Origin of the sequence: Micromonospora sp. DT44 (assembly GCF_049841635.1) — a bacterium.
Lineage (GTDB): Bacteria > Actinomycetota > Actinomycetes > Mycobacteriales > Micromonosporaceae > Micromonospora.
Genome location: NZ_JBNCKS010000044.1, coordinates 46,207 through 60,461 on the forward strand (window position 1 = coordinate 46,207; position 14,255 = coordinate 60,461).

Genomic DNA, 14,255 nt, shown 5'->3' on the forward strand with positions numbered 1-14,255 from the left:
CCCGGACGGGATGTCGGGGGTCCACTTGCGCGCGAACCGGTCCCGCGCGGGAGACTGTGTGGGTGAGCCTCTTCGGACCGGTCCGTGCGCCCGGCTGGCCGGCGGTGCTGGTCGACGGGCCGGTGCTGTTGCGCCCGTACCGGCGCTCCGACGCGGCGGCGTGGTCGCAGGTACGCCGGGCCAACCAGGCCTGGCTGGCGCCCTGGGAGTCGTCGCTGCCGGGCGGTTGGGATGAGCTGAACTCGCCGGCCGCGTTCCGGTGGGTGCACCGCGACCAGCGGCGCTCGGCCCGCGAGGGCGAGGGGATGCCCTTCGCGGTCTGCCTGCGTGAGGCCGACCGGGATCGGCTGGTCGGGCACCTCAACGTCGGCAGCATCGTGCGCCGCGCCTTCTGCTCCGGTTACGTCGGCTACTGGGTGGACGCCCGGGTGGCCGGGCAGGGTGTGATCCCGACCGCGCTCGCGCTCGCCGTCGACCACGCGTTCGGCCCGGGTGGACTCCATCGGATCGAGGTCAACATCCGGCCGGAGAACCGTCCGTCGCGGCGGGTGGTGGAGAAGCTGGGCTTCCGCGAGGAGTCGTACCACGTGCGCTACATGCACATCGACGGCGCGTGGCGTGACCACATCGGATACGCGATGACGAGCGAGGAGGTCGCCGCCGAAGGCGGTCTGCTGGCCCGCTGGCACCGGATCCGTGCGACCGCGCGGTAACGACTGTCCCACGCACGGGATCGGCGCGGCGCTGCGGTATCCCGGTCGGTTCACCGTAACCTCAAGTAACTGCAAGCTGCGGCAAGCGCTCACCGCCCGGATGATCCACGCGCTCAGGCGTGATCGGTGGAAGATCCTGCGGTCGGGGAGCGGTTGCTCCGAATTCGGTGACGGGAGGGGTGAGGGTGCCGACCTCGGTGCTCCTCGCCGTCCTCGCCGCCGCCGGCCTGCTCGCCCTGGCTCCGGCGCTGGTTCGCCGGTACGACGCCACCGAGCGGCTGGTGGCGGAGCGGGCGCAGTCGACGGCGCGGGTGCTCCAGCGCCGTCGGCGGCGTCGCACTGTGCCGGGACGGCAGCCCCTCCACCCGCCGCGCTCGCTTGTCGTAACGCTCAGCGAAGACGCGACTACGGGGAAGTTGGCCGTTCCGGTCTCCGCGCCCCCGGCGGGCCGTCGCTCCGGCCGGCTGCGCGCCGTACCGCCGGCTCCGAAGCGTCCCCGCCGTCGTCCACCGCGTCGGCAGCACACTCCCGCCGTGTATCGGCGACGCCGCGTGCTCGCCGCGCTGCTGCTGCTCAACGTCGTCGAGCTGATCGGCGTGCTGTTCGTCAGCCCCGGCTTCTGGATCGGCTTCTCGGTCACCTTCATGCTGCTGGCCGTGTACGTCGTACACCTGCGCAGGCGAGCCCTCGCCGCTCGCCGCCGGCGTCGCGCCCGGGCCCGGGAGGCGGCGTGGTTGGCCGCCCGCCAGGCCGAGGTCCGCCGCGAGCAGGCCCGTCGCGCGGCGGCCCGCCGGGAGGCGCAGCGTCGTCTGGCGGCCCAACGCGAGGGGGTACGCCGAGCCGCCATGGGCCTCGACCGCCCTGCGGACCTGCCGGCGGCGGTCAACGGCGGCTCGGTCTCGTACCGTCGCTCGGGTGGCCTGCGCGGCCGCCCCTACGAGGCCGGCCGCGGCGCCTGACCGATTCGCGCCCGGCGCCTGGCCCTCGTCCGCGGCGCGCTTGATCAACTCGGCTTCCGGCAAGGCGTGCTGTCCGGGCGTCCGGGATGCCCCGGTTTCCTGGACGTCGAGTGGATCTCGGGGCCGGCGGGGCGGCACACCGGGGGTGGATTCGCAGTGGAGGCGGGCGACCTGTTAGCCTTGCTGCCGGCCCGCCCGGTGAAAGCCGGGTGGGACCGAAGTCGGTTCGCCGGCGGGGGGCTGTGGCGCAGACTGGTAGCGCACCTCGTTCGCATCGAGGGGGTCAGGGGTTCAAATCCCCTCAGCTCCACCCATACCATCAACGGCCAGCGGAAACGCTGGCCGTTGATCATTTGGCACAGATCCGGCACAACTTAGCCCGGAAGCGCCGACCCCGAGCGGTTGCCCGCAGCCTCCCGAAGCGCCGTGCTGACGATGTTGCGGCGACGGTTCTTCTTCGGCCACCAGTGCACGTATGTCTCCAACGTGATGCGCAGGCTGGAGTGCCGTAGGGCGTTCTGCACGTCGGTCGGATCGGCACCCGAGGTGATCAGCCGAGTCGCGTAGTAGTGCCGCAGAGAGTGGAACGTGCCTTCGTCAGGCCATCCCGCCGCCTTGCGCCAGCCCCGCCACAGATCTGACCAACGCTGATCATGAATCGGCTTGCCCTGCTCGTCGGTGAACAGCAGCGGGACCGCCCGACGCTTCGCCTGCTTCCCCGGGTCGGGAGTCCCCGCAGTGATGTCGGGCAGCTCCACCGCCACCGGCGGGTACTTGCGGACGTGCTCCGCGAGCACCAGCGCCACATGGTCGTCCAGGTCGATGTCACCGACCGAACCCGCTTTCGGCGGGGCGAGGTAGAACCCGCCGTACTCGTTCTTGTGAAAGCGGAGCTGCTGAACCACGTGCAGTTCCTGGCGAGGCCGGTCGACGCATCGCACGCCGTCCTCCAGGCCCAGGACTTCACCGAGGCGCAGCCCTTCACCCGCGCCACACCAGATGGCCGCCTGGTAGCGGTCGGGCACGGCGTCGACCAGGGCGAGCATGTCGTCATCGGTCGGCACCCACTTCGGAGCCCGCGAAAAGCCTCGCAGGATCGCCGACAGCCGCACCGCCTTGCACGGGTTGTCGGAGATCACCCGGTCCGCGACGGCCGCATTCATGACGGCGTTGAACAGGTCGAAGTACGTCTTCACCGAGGACTGCGCCACGTTGTTCCGCAGCAGCAGCGCCACCCATTCGAGGACGTCTGTGACCGTGATCGCCCGCATCTGCCGCTTGCCAACATGCGGGTAGAGGTGATGTCGCAGACGCGATTCTGTGTGGCGCTGGTAGTCGAGGGCTTGCCCGATCTGCCGCGAGAGCCGCCACCGCTCTCCGTACTCGCGGAAGGTCACCTGACGCTCAGCCTGGTCGACCTTGGTCTCTTCCGCGATACCGGCCCGTGCTGCAACATCGAAGGCTTCCGCGTCCACCTTGCGCTCAAACATCTTCTCCCGGGACTCGCCAGCGGCGTCGGTGTAGCGCACCCGCCAACGTTTGCCCCGACCGTGCCGCTTGGAGGGGAGCCGTTTCTTGTCCGGCCCCCGCTTGGTGAGGTACCACAGGTCATCAATGGGCATGTCAGGCCGCCTTATCAGTGAACCAGGCCCGCACGTCGGCGGGGTCGTAGCGCAGGTGCCGACCAACGCGAGACGCGCGGGGGCCGATGCGGCGGTGACGCCATTGGTAGAGGGTGCCGACGGGAACGCCAAGGAACGCCGACACGTCGGTGACGCTCCAAAGCCGTTCGATGGTGGCGGGGGTGGTCATCGGGGTTCCTTTCTGGCTTGCTGTCGTGCGGCTCGAATGCGATCACCGATGGCGGTGGCGAGTTCGAGTTGTTCGGGGGTGTCGTAGCCGATGCCGAGGATTTGCCAGTCGTTGACGACCAGGACATCGGTGTCTTCGGGCAGACCGGCGTCGGTAAGCGCCGTGTGGATCTGGTGGGTTCGGCGTACCGCGCGGAGGTTTTTGAAGGTCGTGGAGTAGATCCGCGACTTGGTGAGGAAGTGGCCTCGGAAGCCGAGCATGTGCGCCCAGTGGCGCAGTTTGAGATCGGCGTATTGGTCGAGTCCGCCGAGGTCCCACGAGGTTTGGATCATTGCGCGGTGGTGCGCGGAGACCTGTAGCCGGTCGATGTGTATCTGTGAGCGGATGCGCCGGTCTCCGGTCTCGGTAGCGCCGGTGCCCTTGGTGGCGTACTTGGCGATGTAGCCGGCGAGCCGGGTGTCCGCCACGGCCTGGTCCCCGTCGTCGTCTCCGTCATCGATGTCGACATCGGTAGCGGTGATGTCCTTGACGTCGACCTGTGCGCCCCAGCCCAGGAGTAGCGCGGTTGTGTCGGGTCGGGTGGTGTCCAGCTCGACGGACGAAGCCGCGGAACGCACCGCGTCAGCCAGAACGTCGGCGGTGAGCCACGTCGGGGGCGCGGAGTCCGGTCCGGTGGGGCCGTCGGCGCGGATGACGGCGTGGAAGTGGACCAGGCCGCGCCGCTGGTATTCGGCGACTTTGGCGTAGGAGATCCGCAGGTGTGCCCCGGATGCGCGGACGGTGAGTCCGCCAGCGGCGGCGACGGCGCGGCGTAGGGCGATGGTGAAGCGGTGCCAGAGTTGGCCACTGTGCGCCTGCCACAGCACCGCGCCCGTGTAGTCATAGGTGCTCGGGTCGACTGGGCTACCCAGCGACGGGTGCCCTTCGGGGTGCCAGCGTCCGCAGGAGCACGGCCGCTTGCCGGGCCGGTTGTGCACCGCACCGAACGACGGGGCGGTGAGCGTGACGAATAGCCGCGTCGATCGGGCCACGGTGGTGGGGACGCCTTTGCCGCCGGACATGCCCGCGTGTATGAGGTGCCAGGCGTCAGCGGCGTACCGGTCGGCGCAGGACGGGCACACGGCCGCGCGGCGGGTGCCGCAGGACGCCCACACCTTGCCCTGCCGAGAGGCGATCAGGTCACCGCTGCCGGTGTGGCGGACCTCGAACTTGCCGAGCAGGCGTACCGGTTGCAGGCAGCCTGCGACGCTTTCGACGCCGGCGCGCCATTGCTTGTAGGCCGGCGAGCGCATCCATTGGGCTAGCGCCGCTTCACCGTCGTACGCCGGGCGGGGTGGTGTTGCCATGGGGATCTCCTCTATGGACGGACCTGCCGTGCCCCAGCACGTAGGGCACGGCAGGTCAGAGCGAGCGAGAGAAGGTGCGCAGATCAGTGCGTGTAGCCGTTGGCCGTGGCCGGGGTGAACCGGTTAGCGACCTTCGCCGCGATCGACGCTGGTAGTCGGGTGGCCTGTTGGATGTCGACGGCGGTGATCGGGCGGTCCAGGTCCGCGACGAGTCGCCGGATCTGGGCCTGCATCCCGGGCGGAATGCCCAAGCCGTCCAGGGCCGGAGGCTCCGCTACCGCGTCACTGGTCGGCTCCACCCGGAAGACCGGGATCGAGACCGGAACCTCCACCGGAGCGGGCGCCGGAGTGGCGGGTTCCGCGACGGCGGCCGGCACGGTCACCGGAGCCGGAGCCGGAGCCGGAGCCGGAGCCGGAGCCGGGACGGGGGCCGGGGCCGGGGTGTTCGTGAGGTTGATGGCCCGGCGTGCTTGGGTGCAGCGGGCTTGCACGATCGGCATGACTTCGGCCAGGAAGAAGACCAGGACCGGCACCATGATGTGTGCGGCGAGCATTCCGGGGCTGATTCCGCCCTCACGCGGCCAGAGCGCTGGCACGACGTTCATGACGAGGGTGGAGCCGAGCAGGAACCGCTTGAGCCAGTCGACCGCCTTGGAGTCGATGCCGATGTCTCGGGCGATCATCGCGGCTTCCCATCGCAGGATCGTGATGAGGATGCCGACGAGGCATGGTTCGACGCCCCAGCAGCCCCACCACACCGGATCGGCCGGGGTGAGGTCCCCGGCGAGGAAGTCCTGGACGCCGGTCGTGGTGAACGCCGATCCGACGGCGAGGAACAGCCACAGGCAGCGGGTGACGCTTTGGCGTAGCCGTTCGATGTCCACGATGTCGAGCGCGGAATCCTTCTCCAGCTCGTGAAGCTGCCGGGCAACGTCGAGACGCTTGCTCAGCTTGCGAACCGGGCGGGGCTGCTTCGCCGGTTGCTTGTCGGTGTCGGGGTTGTTCACCTCGATCACCGGCCCGCGGTGGTGAGTTCGGTGTGGGGCCAGCCGGCGACCCGCACCAGCTCGCGGATGTCGGAGTCATCGCAGTACGCCGCCCGCACCCGCAGAGGGGTCCGTGACCGTTGCTTGACCACGAACCCGATACCGGCCGTGCTCGGGTGGTTCGGGATCTCGTCGGCCAGCGCGCCCCGGCGTCGCATGTCGTCACCGAGAACCATGTCGACGTGTCCGGCCGACGTGGTCCGCAGGCACACCCGCAGGGAGAACAGGTCCCGCTGCGGGATGACGTCCTTGGTGGGTTCTTGAAGCGCGCCGATGACGCTGCCGCCCAGGGCGCGAGCCTGCGACAGGATCAGCGGCAACACCGCCTGGACGCCCTTGGTCAGCGACCGGTCGCCGTAGCCGGTCACCGCCCCCAACTCATCGATCACCAGCAGATCCAGAGGCGTTTCGCGGGACAGCTCGAACGTGCGCCGGCCCTGCTCCGCCAACGTCTTCTTACGGTCCTGCATCGTGGCCCAGTAGTTCTGGACGACCTCCACGATGTCGCCGTCCGTCTCGGCGTAGCGGTACGACACCGGACGCAGCGCGTTCAACTCGGTGCCCTTGGGGTTGACCACGTGCACCCGCACCAGGCCGTCACGGATCAGCGGCGCGCACGCCCGCAACGCCATCCACGTCACCGAGTTCTTACCCGACCCCGTACCACCATTGACCAGCCAGTGTTGACCGATCAGCGGAGCGATCCAGTCGGTACCGTGCTCGGTCTCACCCAGGTACACGTTCGCCAGGCTCACCGCGTCAGCGTCGCCAGGCACGTCCGGCGGAACGATGACCTGAGTGAACGGCTCGGACCGCTGCACGATCAGCGCGATCACCTGCGGGCGGACCCGTTCGATACCCACCCGCTCAGCCTTCAGAGCAACCGCCAGGGCTTCGGCCGCTTCCTCCCACTGCTTCGGGGTCTGACCCAGCAGCAGCCGTACGTACACCGTCTCCGTCGACGGCGAGTGCGACCGGATGCGGATGATCCGGGGGACATTGACCGCCCCGGTCACTCGGTGCACCGTCACCAGGTTGCATGCCTCAGTGACCCGGCCCCACCACGAACCGAGGTACGCCCGCGACAGCCACCGCCGACGCATGGCCCGCAGTTGAGGGGCCGCCAGCGTCGACCAGGAGTCCGGGTGACCCCGGTACCAGCCCACACCCGCAGCGATCACACCCGCCGCGACACCACCCGTGGTCACCGGCCCGAGCTGCGCCACACCAGCAGCGACAGCCGCCGGAGCAGCAACGAAGCCCGGGTGCCGCGCTGCCCAACCCGCGACCTTCCACTCCCACCCCTGAGTACGCTTAGCCATCTCCCGCACCTACCTTCACCAGTTCTTACGCAATTAAGTCGGATCTGTTTTGGGGTAAAAGGAAGGCCCGGATCGGATTACCAATCCGGGCCTTCCCGTAGAGCAATTCCTGTCAGCGCACCGCGGCGAGCATCTTCTTCGCGAGATTCGTGGACTGCTTCGCCTTCTCCGTCTCGTCCATCCACGGCGCGGCCTCTTCGAGCAGAATCAACAGCACCGCGACCGCCCGACGAAGATCGTCGTAATGCCGCATGTACCGAGCCCGCTCCGGCATCCCCTTCATCGAAGACCGCATCAGCCGCATCGCCTGATCGATAGCGTCGTACGTGTCACTAACCCGGTACGACATCAGCCCACCTTCCACGGCTTCGAGACCAGATCAGCCTCATACGTCTTCACCCGCGTGTGAAACGCCCGCAGCGCCTCTACCGCCTGCTTCTGCGCGTCCTCCAGGTCTTCCACCCGGGCCGCGAACTGGTACAACGTCCCCGGTGGCGGCTCACACGCGCTGATCAGGCTCTTAGCGCCGTCCAGCAGCATCGACAGCCCCTGAACGTTGCCCATCAGCGCCTCATACCGAGACCTACCAGTCCACGACTTCACGAACTCCGGCGTCAAACTCATACCTCTCCCCTTCCCGGTCTATCCGCCATTCGGTGACCACCACCCACCCCCGGACCCATCTCCGAAGGGCGGATAGAGCACACCGACCAGCGATCACTCCCGACCGGACAACCGCCACACCCGACGCCACCGACGCATCTCACGACGAATAAGACCAACGTTCAAAGCAATCGACAGCAACAGCAAGCCGCTAAGAATCAACTCAAAGTCCGACACAATAACCTCCCTCCCGAAACATCAGAATGCGAATAGCAAACATTGGGCCTGTTTTAGGCAAGGTTATAGCCACTGTGTAATTCTCAAAGAACGAGCAGTCAAGGATGTAGCCCAGACGCAGGCCGCATTGCCTTGCCAAAGTGCCCCGACCCGACTCGAACGGGTCACCCACCAGAAAGGGGCGGGGCGAAAGTCCCTACCTCAGGCCGCCTTGAGGCTCTGCGCCTTCCACGTCAAGCCACTACGACCATCGCGCTCCCAATGCGACACCGTCGCCCCGATCAGCTCCACGAGGTCGCCCTCCTCGACCCCCTGCGGGTTGACCGAGAGAGTGATCTTCAGTTCCTCGCCCTTGCCCCGGTAGCCGTCATCGGTCGCGAGAGGCTTCGCGAACACCCCGACCACGTACAGCGGGTCATCAGTCCCGTAAGCGGTAAGGACCTTGCCCTCCTGATCCATCTTGATCGCCGGTTCCTCGACCACCCGCAGCTTGAAGCCCGCCATGTTCACCGGAATGTTCCGCATCTCGCCTCGTTCTCCTTCGGCTTGTCCTGTTGTCCTCGCGTGTCTCTTCGGCTTCAGGCGGGCACTAAGTCCACGCCCGCACCGCCCGATGTAACAGAGCGGAGCAGCTTGGATCAGAGCGTAACAGGTTGAATCAGTGTGGGTCAACAGATACACTCTGATTCATGTTCATGCCGCCTGAGCTGCGCGAACTCGATGAGCAGGCCGGCGGAGAGCGCCCTCGCCGCTAGGCGACCAGTTGCTAAGCAAGGAGTCCGATGACGGCCCAGTCAGACCCGCAGGACGTGCTACAGAGGGGGACGAGCGCTCTCGTCATCGCGCAGGCCATCCGGAACGACATCCAGGCCGGCCGGTTCGCGCACGGGCGGCAGCTGCCCGGCACCAGGGCGCTCGCTGACTCTTGGAAGACCAGCGTTGCCACCATCAATCGGGCGATGTCGATTCTCGCTGACGAAGGGTTGGTCATCAACCGTGCGCGGTCCAGCCGAATCGTCAACAACCCCGAGGGGGCCGCAAGTAAGGCGGGATCTCGGGTAATCCTCATCGGGGGTTACGCAGGTTCGGGTAAGACCGAGCTTGGGCGCATCATTGCCAGGGAAGCTGGATGGGCGATCCTCGACAAGGACACGACCACGCGGCCAGTAGTTGAAGCCGCGCTTGAGCGCCTGGGGCAGTCCCCTCATGATCGGGAGTCGGAGACCTATCTGACAGTCATTAGGCCGGCTGAATACGAAGCTCTACTTGCCGCCATGACCGAGAACTTGCAATGTGGCTCATCAGTAATTGTGACAGCGCCCTTCATTGCGGAGCTTCAAGATAAAGCGTGGTGTGATCGATTGGCGGCTACCGTTGCCGCCCACAATGGCAAGCTCCAAGTCGTCTGGGTGCGCTGTGACGCTGAGACTATGCAGATGTATATCCGGCGTCGCGGGGCCGCCCGGGATGACTACAAGCTCGGAAATTGGGCGGAATACGTCAGTCGCCTCGATCTCGCTTTTGAGCCCAAGATCTCACATGCAATAGTTGACAATTCCGCAGGGGCTAAGCCACTGCAAGAGCAGGCAGCGGAGCTACTTAGTGAGCTGGCGCAGTCGTGAGGGATGGCCTGATTCTCTACGGCGCTCCAGCCACCGGGAAGGACACGCTCACCACTGAGCTTGTCCGCAGTGAGCCCCTGTTCGAGCACTTCATGCGACTCAAGGCCGGCAGTGGAAGGACTAGCGGCTATCGGATGATCAGCCAAGAGCAAGCCGAGTCTCTGCGCCAGAATCCGTCAATGATTCTATGGGAGAACAGTCGATACGACTCGACGTATTTCGTTGATCGCCCAGGAGTCGAGCGAATTTGGAAGTCAGGCCGCGTCCCAATTATTCACCTTGGCCAGGTCGAAGCTGTTGAGGCGATAGTCGATGACTCTGCGCTAGAAGCGCGCTGGACGGTGGTAGAGCTGCATTGCCCGCCGGCCATACTCTATGACCGCATTCGGTCTCGACGGACAGGAGACGACGCCCAGCGGTTCGCGGCGGTTGAGCAAACGGCTCGCCTTCCGTATGCAGACATCAGAATCGACACCGGCTCTGTCTCGGTGGCCGAAGCTGCGAGAACGATTGTCCGGCACCTACGACGCGTTTCTTAACCGTGTGCGAGCCGCCCATCTCGCCGGAGCGAACGGCTGGAGCATGGTGTGTGTTCAGACTTTCTTTACTTGGTCAAGGGCGGGCCTTCGGCCCGCCGCCGTGTCGCGCCGGGGCGCGCGTGCGGCCTGGCGGCCGGTCACGCCCCGGCGCACACGGCGCGGTGGGGGGAAGTCATGGATACGGCTGCGAGGCGAGTCAGGTCGGCAGCGATGGCCGCCAGGAGCACGCGCAGTTCTGGTACCGAGAGGCGTGGTCACCCAGTTGCCGACTTGCGGTGACCGCTCAGTCTGGCAGGGATGCCGCCGCGACCGTCGTGGTCGTCATTCGGTGGCTGGGCTTGTTCGAGGTGGGATTGCCGAGGGGTTGACCGGGAGCGGGCGGCTCACGCGCCAGGTGAGGCTGCGGGCTATTGTGCGTCGGGTGATCTTGGGGGAGGAACCGCGACGCCGCCGACCGCGACGCTGGGTGATCTATCTGGCGATCGGGCTAGCTCTATGCCTAGGAGGTCCGGCTATCGGTGGTGTGAGCTGGGTTGCCCTGAAGACAGCGGGGGCCGACAAGGGGCAGCCTGCACCAGATGCTGCGGCGAACGTCTTCATGCTGGCGCTGTCGTCCGGCGAGGAAATCGGGCTACGAGCAGTGTTAGCACCGGACCGGCGAGACGAACTGCTCGACGAGTGGCGCGGCATCCGGCGCGACATCACGCGGAGCGATCCGCAGCCATCAAAGCTCAACGCAGGTGTGTTCAACGTCGAGGAGCCGGGCGACGACCGAGCCAAAGTCGCCACCCCCGTGCACGCGGTGTGGTGGGGAGACGACGGCATATCCATGACCGGTGCCAAGCATCTGTGGCGCTTCGAAACACGCCGCGACGGTGGAGGGTGGCGGGTCTGGAGTGTGGACCCGTACCCGTGGTGTGGTGGCCACGTTCGCGCCGATGCCTGTCGGTGAGTGCGTGCCTCCGGCGGGGGCCTCGGGCTCCGGGATGGCAAGGGGTGACCAGGAGCCGCAGTGGGAGAGCGGTTGAGGGGAGTCATCCCGTCACCGTCGTCCCAGGCGAAGCCGAGCAGATCCGCCCTCCTGGTCCAAGGTCGTTCAGTCGTGGAGTGCTCCACCTTGGCCCAGGAGGGCGGACCCGCTCCACGGTGTGTGGGACGACGGTGACGGGATGGCAGAGCCAGAGCAGGGGTGCTACGTCGATCGCTCGGCGGGGTGGAGGCCGGCTAGCTGAACGAAGATCTCCCGCTTATCGACGGCGTTGCCCCGGGCGTCGAGCTGGTATCCCGTCAGCCACGCCCAGCCCCGATAGGTCGGCTTTGGGCATACCGAGATCACCCGGAACATGAACGGCTGCCTCAGGAACTGCACCGAGGCTGCACGGTCAATCCATAATTCCTCGCCAGGTTTGGGCGAGCGGGGCTGCGGCCTGGCCCACGCGCTGCCCTGCTTGTCGGCAGGCATGAAGGCCCCTTCCTGCTCGAAGGTTGCCCTGCCCGGCCGAGGCGAAGGAGCCCAGCCGGGCAGGGGCACCGCCGCACCGGGGCGAGATGTCTCTACGGCCAGCACAGCGGGTTATCCGCACCGTACCAATCGTGGTCTACCTACGTCTAGCTACGTAGAAGGTCGAAGGCGCAAGTGTGGAGACTTCTAGCGTCAGGCGTATGGAGTTCGACCCGGACGCGCACATCGACCACGGCGCACCGCTGCCGCCCTACCGCCAACTGGCCGGCATCCTCGCGGCCCGGGTCCAGCGCGGAGACTGGCAACCCAACCGGGCGATCCCGTCGGAGGCTCACCTGGTGCAGGAGTACGGCGTCGCCCGCGCGACCGTACGACGCTCGATCGCCGTGCTGGTTGATCAGGGCGTGCTGTTCGTGGTCCCGCAACGAGGCACGTTCGTCAAGCCCGAAGGCCAATAACCTTCGATGCCCAGTGCATGATCATCGGGCACAGAACCGGCACAACTGAGCCCGCAAAGCCGTGTAAAACGTCGAGAGGCGCTGAGGACTCCAGCCCTGTTCAGAGGCCAGATCTGCCCGATTGCGGATGGTCTCTACCCGGCCCACGGCGTTTGGGGTTCAAATCCCCTCAGCTCCACCCAGAAACAGCAGGTCAAGGGCGAGTTTCCGGAAGACGGAGAACCCGCCCTTGATCATTTGTCAGCGCCTCGTCAGCAGGACGGAGCCCCAGTCCGCGGCACAGGGCGGCAGAAGTCAAGCCGAACGGTTGAGTTCGACGGCGCGGTGACCCAGCACGTGAGCGTGCAGTGGATCTGTGACACCGCGATGCGCGTCGCGGTCCGTTCTGTTTTGCGGGGTCCGCCAGGCGGTGGTGCGCGTTGTGTCGGCGGACACACGGTCGTGGAATCCAAATGGACCCACAGCCACGACGGTGTCTGCAGGCTCCGAGCGAACTTGCCAGGTCCCGTTTGCCTGAACAATCGGACTTCTTCAGCGTGGGATCGCTGGCGGGGTGCCGATCCTGGGATCCTCGTTCGCCCCGTGAAAGCGAATGCACGTGTCAGCTTCCACGCGGGCGGGCGCTCACGGCGGGTTTCCTCTCAGGAGGCGTCCGCGCTAATCGGCGCCGACGTGGACCGCACCCGGGGCGTACTGGCGCACCTCGACGTTATTAGGTGGCGTCTGGGTTGCCCTGTGGAAGTCCGCGAATCCGCCGAGGCGGGTCCGCCGCAGTGGAGCCGATCGTCGCGCAGCCCAGTTGGGCTATTCGGCAAGAGCTCCAGGGTCGTCGGCAGAGCGGATCTGCTCAGACGCTTCGAGCAGCGCTCAGACGCTTCGAGCAGCGCGGCGATGTCCGCGGGATGGCAGATTCGGCCAGCCGGCTGCGTTTTGTGGCGGATCACGTGTCGCACGCCCTCAACGGTGACTCCGTCCATAAGCCATCGATTCACCGCGAACCGGCTGACTGGGCGGTGTGGGGTACTGAACAGCTGGACGACTTCGGCGACGGTCAACCACGCGGCGTCGTTGTCGGAACCGAGCGCCAAGCGGCTACGTAGGTCTCCGCCACCGCTCATCGTTGCCCCTTGAATGCCTCGCGTGTGTGCCGATCTTAGCGGTCTCTTCGCGTGTCGCGATGGCCGGCGGTTCGGCAGGTGGACTCACAAGCTGGTACGAAGCGGCGTCGGCCGGTCGACGGCAAGACGCTCCCAATATCTCGTCCTCATGCAGTCCTACACATCGGCTTCGAGGGACGGACGACACCCACCAGCACAGCCCGCCAGCGCCGAAACCGCCTCGGGTCGGCAAGCCGCATACCCTTTACGACTGACCATGCCGCTTAAGGACCAGAAGGCGTTACAGGAGGCAGGATCATGGGCCCGGACTTCACAGGCGCCGTCAATCTCGGCCTCGACCACGGAATGTGGCGACCCCGCAACTGGCAGGACATCGTGAGCGCCGCAGCTGGCGGGCTGCTCGACGAATCGCGGTGGGTTGACCTCAAGCGGGAACTCAAGGCCGGACGACCTGGCAACAACGACCTTGCGATGGGTCTGTGGATCTAAAGGTGTTTCCGGCCTGACCTGCCGGGCGTTGTGCCTGGTGAGGAGGGTGCTGTGATGACCGCGACACTGAATGACCAGACCGGACGGAAGAAGCGGCCCGAGCCGTCGGCGGAGGCGAAGGCCGCCGCCGAGCTGGTCCGGGCTGCGAGGGAACAAGGGCTGTCCCTGACGGGCCCGGATGGGCTGCTCAGGCAGTTGACCAAGACGGTCTTGGAGACCGCGTTGAACGAGGAGATGACTGAGCACCTCGGCTATGAGAAGCACGACCAGGGCGGCGGCGGGTCGGGCAGTGTCCGCAACGGCAGCCGGGCGAAGACGGTGCTGACCGACAGCACCGGGCCGGTGCGGATCGACGTGCCGCGGGAGCGGGCCGGCACCTTCGAGCCGCAGATCGTGCGTAAGCGGCAGCGCCGGTTGTCGGGGGTCGACGAGGTCGTGTTGTCGTTGTATGCCAAGGGTTTGACGACCGGGGAGATCAGCGCTCACTTCGCCGAGATTTACGGCGCCTCGGTCAGTAAGGAGACGATTT

Annotated in this window: 16 protein-coding genes and 1 tRNA gene; 8 read left to right on the plus strand and 9 right to left on the minus strand. The window is 66.6% G+C overall.

Annotated features, from left to right (window positions below; all coding sequences use genetic code 11):
* Window positions 1-62: 62 nt before the first annotated feature.
* The 3 genes from ACLQ25_RS23790 to ACLQ25_RS23800 all read left to right on the plus strand — a co-directional run bounded on the left by ACLQ25_RS23790 (window position 63) and on the right by ACLQ25_RS23800 (window position 1,982).
* Window positions 63-713, plus strand: a complete 651-nt coding sequence (locus tag ACLQ25_RS23790) for a GNAT family N-acetyltransferase (RefSeq protein WP_355048988.1) — start codon at window positions 63-65, stop codon at window positions 711-713.
* Between the two features lie 179 nt (window positions 714-892).
* The gene (locus ACLQ25_RS23795) at window positions 893-1,672 is read left to right on the plus strand and encodes a hypothetical protein (RefSeq protein WP_425733009.1); all 780 of its coding nucleotides are present in this window, start codon (window positions 893-895) and stop codon (window positions 1,670-1,672) included.
* Between the two features lie 236 nt (window positions 1,673-1,908).
* Window positions 1,909-1,982 (plus strand) — tRNA-Ala (locus ACLQ25_RS23800).
* 64 nt (window positions 1,983-2,046) lie between these two features.
* On the opposite strand, the gene ACLQ25_RS23805 is transcribed toward ACLQ25_RS23800, so the two are convergent.
* The 8 genes from ACLQ25_RS23805 to ACLQ25_RS23840 all read right to left on the minus strand — a co-directional run bounded on the left by ACLQ25_RS23805 (window position 2,047) and on the right by ACLQ25_RS23840 (window position 8,563).
* The gene (locus ACLQ25_RS23805; protein ID WP_425733010.1) at window positions 2,047-3,294 is read right to left on the minus strand and encodes a tyrosine-type recombinase/integrase; all 1,248 of its coding nucleotides are present in this window, start codon (window positions 3,292-3,294) and stop codon (window positions 2,047-2,049) included.
* A gap of 1 nt (window position 3,295) precedes the next feature.
* Window positions 3,296-3,484, minus strand: a complete 189-nt coding sequence (locus ACLQ25_RS23810) for a helix-turn-helix transcriptional regulator (RefSeq protein ID WP_425733011.1) — start codon at window positions 3,482-3,484, stop codon at window positions 3,296-3,298.
* Window positions 3,481-4,776 (minus strand): replication initiator, encoded by a 1,296-nt coding sequence (locus ACLQ25_RS23815; RefSeq protein WP_425733023.1) that lies wholly within the window; start codon window positions 4,774-4,776, stop codon window positions 3,481-3,483. Before ACLQ25_RS23815 ends, ACLQ25_RS23810 begins: the two co-directional genes overlap by 4 nt.
* 137 nt (window positions 4,777-4,913) lie before the next feature.
* On the minus strand, window positions 4,914-5,879 hold the full coding sequence (locus tag ACLQ25_RS23820) for a hypothetical protein (protein WP_425733024.1): 966 nt from the start codon (window positions 5,877-5,879) through the stop codon (window positions 4,914-4,916).
* A complete protein-coding gene (locus tag ACLQ25_RS23825) occupies window positions 5,843-6,979 on the minus strand; it encodes an FtsK/SpoIIIE domain-containing protein (protein ID WP_425733025.1) in 1,137 nt (378 codons plus the stop codon). Before ACLQ25_RS23825 ends, ACLQ25_RS23820 begins: the two co-directional genes overlap by 37 nt.
* 331 nt (window positions 6,980-7,310) lie before the next feature.
* Complete coding sequence (locus ACLQ25_RS23830; protein WP_425733012.1) at window positions 7,311-7,547, minus strand: hypothetical protein; 237 nt, start codon at window positions 7,545-7,547, stop codon at window positions 7,311-7,313.
* Window positions 7,547-7,822, minus strand: coding sequence for a hypothetical protein (locus ACLQ25_RS23835; RefSeq protein ID WP_425733013.1), 276 nt, complete (start codon window positions 7,820-7,822; stop codon window positions 7,547-7,549). The genes ACLQ25_RS23830 and ACLQ25_RS23835 overlap by 1 nt, the downstream gene beginning before the upstream one ends.
* Before the next feature lie 417 nt (window positions 7,823-8,239).
* Entirely contained in the window at window positions 8,240-8,563 is a 324-nt protein-coding gene (locus ACLQ25_RS23840; protein ID WP_425733014.1) for a hypothetical protein, read from the minus strand.
* A gap of 257 nt (window positions 8,564-8,820) precedes the next feature.
* Between ACLQ25_RS23840 and ACLQ25_RS23845 the strand changes: the two genes are divergently transcribed.
* Window positions 8,821-9,660, plus strand: coding sequence for a GntR family transcriptional regulator (locus ACLQ25_RS23845; protein ID WP_425733015.1), 840 nt, complete (start codon window positions 8,821-8,823; stop codon window positions 9,658-9,660).
* Between the two features lie 1,005 nt (window positions 9,661-10,665).
* On the plus strand, window positions 10,666-11,151 hold the full coding sequence (locus ACLQ25_RS23850) for a hypothetical protein (RefSeq protein ID WP_425733016.1): 486 nt from the start codon (window positions 10,666-10,668) through the stop codon (window positions 11,149-11,151).
* A gap of 240 nt (window positions 11,152-11,391) precedes the next feature.
* Here the strand turns inward: ACLQ25_RS23850 and ACLQ25_RS23855 are convergent, their stop codons facing one another.
* The gene (locus ACLQ25_RS23855) at window positions 11,392-11,661 is read right to left on the minus strand and encodes a hypothetical protein (protein WP_425733017.1); all 270 of its coding nucleotides are present in this window, start codon (window positions 11,659-11,661) and stop codon (window positions 11,392-11,394) included.
* Window positions 11,662-11,861: 200 nt separating this feature from the next.
* Here ACLQ25_RS23855 and ACLQ25_RS23860 point away from each other — a divergent pair, with 200 nt between their 5' ends.
* From ACLQ25_RS23860 to ACLQ25_RS23870, 3 genes are all read left to right on the plus strand, one after another.
* Window positions 11,862-12,119 (plus strand): GntR family transcriptional regulator, encoded by a 258-nt coding sequence (locus ACLQ25_RS23860; protein ID WP_396793624.1) that lies wholly within the window; start codon window positions 11,862-11,864, stop codon window positions 12,117-12,119.
* Between the two features lie 1,415 nt (window positions 12,120-13,534).
* Window positions 13,535-13,726, plus strand: coding sequence for a hypothetical protein (locus ACLQ25_RS23865; RefSeq protein ID WP_425733018.1), 192 nt, complete (start codon window positions 13,535-13,537; stop codon window positions 13,724-13,726).
* A gap of 54 nt (window positions 13,727-13,780) precedes the next feature.
* On the plus strand, window positions 13,781-14,255 hold a 475-nt coding region (locus tag ACLQ25_RS23870; protein ID WP_425733019.1), incomplete at its 3' end, for a transposase.

What these genes read in the sequence shown, in the direction of transcription:
- ACLQ25_RS23805 (WP_425733010.1), bottom strand. Translation starts at nt 3,294, where the DNA reads ATGCCCATTGATGACCTGTGGTACCTCACCAAGCGGGGGCCGGACAAG.
- ACLQ25_RS23810 (WP_425733011.1), bottom strand. Translation starts at nt 3,484, where the DNA reads ATGACCACCCCCGCCACCATCGAACGGCTTTGGAGCGTCACCGACGTG.
- ACLQ25_RS23815 (WP_425733023.1), bottom strand. Translation starts at nt 4,776, where the DNA reads ATGCGCTCGCCGGCCTACAAGCAATGGCGCGCCGGCGTCGAAAGCGTC.
- ACLQ25_RS23825 (WP_425733025.1), bottom strand. Translation starts at nt 6,979, where the DNA reads ATGCGTCGGCGGTGGCTGTCGCGGGCGTACCTCGGTTCGTGGTGGGGC.
- ACLQ25_RS23830 (WP_425733012.1), bottom strand. Translation starts at nt 7,547, where the DNA reads ATGTCGTACCGGGTTAGTGACACGTACGACGCTATCGATCAGGCGATG.
- ACLQ25_RS23835 (WP_425733013.1), bottom strand. Translation starts at nt 7,822, where the DNA reads ATGAGTTTGACGCCGGAGTTCGTGAAGTCGTGGACTGGTAGGTCTCGG.
- ACLQ25_RS23840 (WP_425733014.1), bottom strand. Translation starts at nt 8,563, where the DNA reads ATGCGGAACATTCCGGTGAACATGGCGGGCTTCAAGCTGCGGGTGGTC.
- ACLQ25_RS23845 (WP_425733015.1), top strand. Translation starts at nt 8,821, where the DNA reads ATGACGGCCCAGTCAGACCCGCAGGACGTGCTACAGAGGGGGACGAGC.
- ACLQ25_RS23855 (WP_425733017.1), bottom strand. Translation starts at nt 11,661, where the DNA reads ATGCCTGCCGACAAGCAGGGCAGCGCGTGGGCCAGGCCGCAGCCCCGC.
- ACLQ25_RS23860 (WP_396793624.1), top strand. Translation starts at nt 11,862, where the DNA reads ATGGAGTTCGACCCGGACGCGCACATCGACCACGGCGCACCGCTGCCG.
- ACLQ25_RS23865 (WP_425733018.1), top strand. Translation starts at nt 13,535, where the DNA reads ATGGGCCCGGACTTCACAGGCGCCGTCAATCTCGGCCTCGACCACGGA.